Source organism: Endozoicomonas ascidiicola, assembly GCF_001646945.1.
GTDB lineage: Bacteria > Pseudomonadota > Gammaproteobacteria > Pseudomonadales > Endozoicomonadaceae > Endozoicomonas > Endozoicomonas ascidiicola.
This window is the reverse complement of the sequence record NZ_LUTV01000004.1, coordinates 198,106-203,617: the sequence shown is the minus strand read 5'-3', so window position 1 is coordinate 203,617 and position 5,512 is coordinate 198,106. Positions and strand designations below refer to the sequence as shown.

Annotated in this window: 7 protein-coding genes; 1 reads left to right on the top strand and 6 read right to left on the bottom strand. The window is 44.7% G+C overall.

Features of this window, described 5'->3' with window-relative positions:
- Positions 1-436 precede the first annotated feature (436 nt).
- Both AKL11_RS11650 and AKL11_RS11645 read right to left on the bottom strand, forming a co-directional pair.
- Positions 437-757, bottom strand: coding sequence for a nucleotidyltransferase family protein (locus AKL11_RS11650; RefSeq protein WP_067517579.1), 321 nt, complete (start codon positions 755-757; stop codon positions 437-439).
- The gene (locus AKL11_RS11645) at positions 750-1,184 is read right to left on the bottom strand and encodes a nucleotidyltransferase substrate binding protein (protein ID WP_067517576.1); all 435 of its coding nucleotides are present in this window, start codon (positions 1,182-1,184) and stop codon (positions 750-752) included. The genes AKL11_RS11650 and AKL11_RS11645 overlap by 8 nt, the downstream gene beginning before the upstream one ends.
- 398 nt (positions 1,185-1,582) lie before the next feature.
- Here AKL11_RS11645 and AKL11_RS11640 point away from each other — a divergent pair, with 398 nt between their 5' ends.
- Positions 1,583-2,017: a DUF29 domain-containing protein gene (locus tag AKL11_RS11640; protein WP_067517574.1), complete on the top strand. Its 435-nt coding sequence runs from the start codon at positions 1,583-1,585 to the stop codon at positions 2,015-2,017.
- Between the two features lie 232 nt (positions 2,018-2,249).
- Here AKL11_RS11640 and AKL11_RS11635 read toward each other — a convergent pair whose 3' ends face one another.
- The 4 genes from AKL11_RS11635 to AKL11_RS11620 all read right to left on the bottom strand — a co-directional run bounded on the left by AKL11_RS11635 (position 2,250) and on the right by AKL11_RS11620 (position 5,297).
- Entirely contained in the window at positions 2,250-2,531 is a 282-nt protein-coding gene (locus tag AKL11_RS11635) for an addiction module antidote protein (RefSeq protein WP_067517573.1), read from the bottom strand.
- Positions 2,532-2,534: 3 nt separating this feature from the next.
- On the bottom strand, positions 2,535-2,834 hold the full coding sequence (locus AKL11_RS11630) for a type II toxin-antitoxin system RelE/ParE family toxin (RefSeq protein WP_067517570.1): 300 nt from the start codon (positions 2,832-2,834) through the stop codon (positions 2,535-2,537).
- 689 nt (positions 2,835-3,523) lie between these two features.
- On the bottom strand, positions 3,524-4,099 hold the full coding sequence (locus AKL11_RS11625) for a Uma2 family endonuclease (protein ID WP_067517567.1): 576 nt from the start codon (positions 4,097-4,099) through the stop codon (positions 3,524-3,526).
- Positions 4,100-4,247: 148 nt separating this feature from the next.
- Positions 4,248-5,297: a PDDEXK family nuclease gene (locus AKL11_RS11620; RefSeq protein WP_067517565.1), complete on the bottom strand. Its 1,050-nt coding sequence runs from the start codon at positions 5,295-5,297 to the stop codon at positions 4,248-4,250.
- Positions 5,298-5,512 lie beyond the last annotated feature (215 nt).

The window sequence follows — 5,512 nt, the reverse complement described above, 5'->3', positions numbered from 1 at the left end:
GAGAACTGCGCTCTCAAAAATTATTCCCCGGTTCCCAATTCGCGAGGGTTGGAACCGATATTGGCAAAAATATGAGTTCGATTTTGATAGGCTGACCGACCAGTTAGTTTGTGGTAAGGGCAAAGCCGTATAACGAAAGGCTTTCAGACAAAAAAACCGAATATAAGCGAGCCTGAAAAAATAGTTCGTCGATGTTGTTTATTTTGAAATTATGCAATCTGACCAAACTTCCGTTTTATGGGAAATCTAAAGTCGAGAAAAGTAGTCACTTGTGTAAGCTTTTCATATTATTGCGGCAAATACTTTTTGTAGTGGCATTTGCTAGTGTAAGGGAGTCGTTATCCGTTATCCGTTATCCGTTATCCGTTATCCGTTATCCGTTATCCGTTATCCGTAAAGCGTTTATGTTTGGGCTTTCACGGTCAACGGATTACGGTCAACCACGGTATTTCCAAAGCACCTGATAATTCGACAAAATCGTCGTGCGAAACTGCTCCGGTATACTGTGCCAGGCCAGAGCCTGAACAATGATTGGAATATTGGAATCCCGCAGTGTTTCTATAAACAAAGACAATTGCTCGTAATCATCGCCTTTATCCTGTTCCGGTGGGAAGTGCACCACCAAATCCAGATCACTGGTGTCGTGATTGGTTCCTTTCACCCGGCTGCCGTATGCCCAAATTTCGGCACCTTCTGTAAATACCTTTTCTGCAATCTCACAAATGGCTTCACGGTCTTTTTCTCTCAGATCAATCATCTGCCAACCTCCGGGTATGTTGGCTGATTGACTGCTCTAAAGCGGTTGCGTCCTTTATAAAGTCGGGTATTAACTGCAAGGTGTATTCAGCAAAATTTTTGCCGTAGTCGTGAGCGGTGTTGTTGCGATTGTCGCGATACTGAAGCCAGCGTTCTGCCTGCTCCAGAGTTAATAGATCGTGTTGTGCGGCCTGGCGGAATGCTTCTTTAAATACCATGCGGTCAACGGCTTTAGGACTGTGCGCAAAGTCTTTCAGGCATTTGCGCAATAGTTTGCCGGCCTGTTCCAGTATGATTTCAAACTCTTTGACGCAGGCAGAACGGTACATTTCATACTCAATACTGTTCTCTTCAACCTGAGTAACCATGGAAGAGGCTTTAGCCAATGTCTCGATACAGCGCTTGAAAAAGCTGGTGTCTATTGTCATGCCTGCTTGCCTGTCAATGTTCTTTGTATTCGCTGCTTTATGGTATCAGAAAATCGGAGGCTGTCTGCATGTCGCTGTTAGGGAAGAGAAAGGGTAGATCAGGCCATCGTCATCTCCGCGAAGGCGGAGATCCACTGCTGTTGTGGATTCCCGCCTTCGAGGCTGTTGCAAAAGCCCTGGTTCCCATGCTACTAACTCATTGAAATTCAAGGATATGCATTCCCACGCGAAGCATGGGAACGAGGTTTCTGGAGTTTGCGACACCCTCCTTCGCGAGAATGACGGGGTGCTGGTATTTTCTTAAATGCTACTTCCCTTAGCTTTAAATCAATAAATTGCATTTGGGTGATTTCTTTCTAAATATGCTTAAGTAGGCTCTGCGGAGCAGGAGAAAATAAATGGCTGAACCATTATACAACACTGATTTTTACAGTTGGATACAACAACAGGCAGATTTACTTCGTCAGGGCAGATTGGGAGAAATCGATTTGGATAACATTCTTGAGGAAATCGAAAGCATGGGCAGAAGTGAATACCGGCAGCTAAGTCATCGCCTGGATATTCTGCTTATGTACCTTCTTAAATGGTGCTACCAACCTGGGCACAGAAGTTCCAGCTGGAAAGGTTCTATTGAAGAACAGCGTTTTAGACTCTCAAGGGTGATAAAAGATAATCCCGGTTTAAAATCAAGGATTCCAGAAGCCATGGAAGAAGCTTACAAAGTGGCCAAAATTGCCGCCTACAAAGAAACGGGATTATCAAAAGAGACTTTCCCTGACCGTTGCCTATGGAGCTACGATCAAATTATGAATGATCAGTTTTGGCCGGATTAATGGGCAACGTTTTCCATAAAGTGTTTATGTTTGAGCCTTTGCGGACAACGGAATACGGTCAACGGTGCATTTCAACTCGCTATGCTCCCGCCGTTGCGCCTTGCAGAGAACCTGGCCAACAAGCCAGACATATTTGATTCCAAATGGCCAACTACTTAAAAGTGGTACTAACCCCAATTTCAGGCGCAACCCCCTGGAAATTTTTGGTATGCGTGTGCTCAATGATTTGAACTCAACTTGCAACAGCCAACCTGACTTTAAGTGCTCGCAATAAGCGATGGATAGTATCCCATTTGGGCTGGACTGTGCCGCTGAAAGTTTTATAGAGACTTTCTCTATTTAACCCGGTTTCTTTTGCAAGGTTACTAATGCCCTTGTATTTTGCAACATGACCAAGAGCGATGATGAATACATTTGGGTCTTCATCTAGATATGCTTCAGATAAAAACTCAGCAATTTCATCTTCTCCCTGGAGAAGTTCAACGGGATTGAATGGGGTTAATTTCTCACCCATAACCTATTCCTCCAAATTTTTTAGTATTTCTTTTGCCTGCTCAATATCTCTTGCTTGACTGGATTTGTCACCTCCAGTGAGTAAGATCACAAGCTGACCATTACGAATAGTGAAGTAGATCCTGTAGCCTTGACCGACAAAGATCCTCATTTCACTGACTGCTCCACCAACAGATTTTATGTCTCCAAGATTTCCTGCCTCAGCACGAACCAAACGCATTGCTATTGCCTTTCTGGCTTGGCGATCTTTTACTTTGGCAAGCCACTTTTTGAACGTTTCTGTTGTTACTATTTCGTAGCCCATAAAGCCATTGTAGCCTTTAGGCTACATTTGGTCAAAATCATCTCTGAGCAATGTGTATAAACACATAACGATACGTATGTACCAATGAATAAAAAACAACGTGAAGGCATATACCTATTGGATTTCAAGGCGCTACTAGGCGACAAGTGAGCGAGGCCCCGTGAGCCTACAAGGATTAGGTGATCGGGGTGAGCGAACGCTGACAACAACGTAGCACCTTGAAAGGCGATGGGTATAGCTACTCTTAGCTGCGATCTGGTGAGGTTTACTTTGGATGGAGATCTGTTCTACCTGATCGTTCAGGAGATCAGAAGGCTTTGCTGCTATTGTCTTCTTTGGACCGGGCACGTATCTGGCCTTGGTTTATCTGACATGACTTCTGGAATCTGACCATGATTGAGATGAACGCATTCGCCTGGACTMTGGCTATTCTCTTCACAACCGTCTGTGCAATTGTTTTGTGGGTTAAGTATCTTGATCATAAAAAATAATTACGCGTACCAAGCCCTTTCCATAAATCGTCAATGGGCTTGCAGCGATTTTCGGTTACCTCTTTCCAGCCTGTAGTTCGATGGGTTGTTTGATAATTCGCTGAATGGTTTAAGCTCCCAGTAACTCAGCCCCCCCCTTAAATCATCGATATGCCAGATAACAACGATCAAATCGTCAATTATTACTGTAACTGCAACTCATTCCAGCGCATCCATCACATCGTCATAAAGCTCCCGAAGCGTCACTGAGAAATCGATAGACTTCAAAGTGAGTGTATCGGTTTCATTGTTCAGTCGAATCACTTCCCATCCACCGGCATTGCTCTGATAGAGATCAACGGCCACTTTATCCTGATGGATCAATACATACTCTTTTAATCCATCAATGGCGGTGTAAGCTGCCAGTTTTTCCATACGATCTCTGGCTTCTGTGGATGGAGAAAGCACTTCGGCAATGATGCTGGGTTTGGTTTCTACATATTGGTTCTTCTGGGTGTTATCGCAGGAGACCATGACATCTGGATAATAGAATACTTCATTGCCTTTATGGCTGGCATTCACTTTCATATCGCTGGCATATGCTCGGCACGAGCCACCTTTTAAATGGGTGCGCAGCATGGAGGCGAACGCCAGTGTAAGAAGGTTGTGCTTTCGGCTGGCTCCGGCCATGGCAATAGTAAGACCATTAACATACTCGTGACGATTGCCTGCCCGCTCTTCGAATAGAAGGTATTCTTCCGATGATAAAAAATGCAGCTGCTCAGCCTGAGACATAGGGTTATCCTGCGTTTGCTTTTACCCTTTAGAATATATGAGAAGATATTAGTTTGCTTTCTCTTTTCTGGTTGGCGATGCGAACTTTACCTTAGGGATTGCCCACAGTTAAACATGCAACCAGTTAGTTTACATCTACAGTCTGCAATCATTTCATCCTCTTTCTCAATGCCTTCGGTAACGTAGCACCACCTCTGGGCTTGAGAATCCACGCCCTGATTTCATCGGCATTGGCTGCGTATCGGATTTTTTGGCAGCATTCGCGATGTGTTAACCGTGGTAGCCCAGTTCGATTATCAACCTTTACTCTCTGGGCGATTTGCTGAGGATAGTCAGCACCGCACAGCGGGCACAACCAGTTTGCCATCATATTGCTCGCGGGGTAAAAATGCTCTGACCCTAATGAATTGGAAGGTGACCAGTACCGTGCAAGGTTTGGGTGTTTGTCAGCAAGGCTATTTCCTGCTGGCGGAGAAGGCTGAGTGTAATAAAACTGAGCCAGTTCACCTTCAGCAAAGCCCTTCGTGATGATGTTTTCTAAGAGCTCGTTAAGTCGCTTGTCGTTTATCTCCAGCCCTTTTTGCATAGCTCTTATGACATTCAGGCAACATGATTCGAGGTTGTTGATTTCCACCCGATCGACACAAACGATGTCGTGGGGCGATGCGTCAGACTGCAACCTGTCATCCCGGAGCCTGATGACGCGATACTGATCATACCAGGCTTTACTTTTTGTTAAGTCTTTTTCAATTTTGTCGGCTCGATCATGAAATGGGTAGCCGTCCACTTCGATGATGCAGCGTAAATCAGGTATATAGATATCAGCCTCGTGGCCCATGACTTTTTCTCGAGAAAGCACTTCATATCGATGCACTCTCAGCAAATATCTCAAGCATTCTGTGATGGAAGCCTGAATAGGAGAATACGAAATGGCGGCGCACAATGGGCAGCGCGAACCGGCGCAATCGCCTTTTGATCTTCGGTCTTTCGTCGGGGCAGGAAATGGCTGATGTTGAGGAATAGGGCACTTCCAGTAAATTTTGTCTTTCATTTTTACCCTGAGATCATCAAGCTGCCCGTTTAACTTAGCGCAATATTCTTTTGAGAGAATAGGGTCGGATTTGATGACTGAGCGAGCATGCTCAAGCGATGCAGGGGCTTTTATAACGCGCTTATGAGTACTTCTTTCCTGGGCCATATTACATTCCTTGTATAGGTGCTCAGCCTGAATAATGTAGCAAGTATTTAAAAAGCATCTACTCTATTAGTAATTGACTACTGACGTTTATGTTTGCTGCCATGCCTGCCCAGATACTTTCTTCAAAAAACTCCGAAACCCAAGTTCTCATCACTATCCAGCATGGAAAGTCAATGTTGGAGTTTGAAGATCTGTTACAGGACGAGCTTAATGAT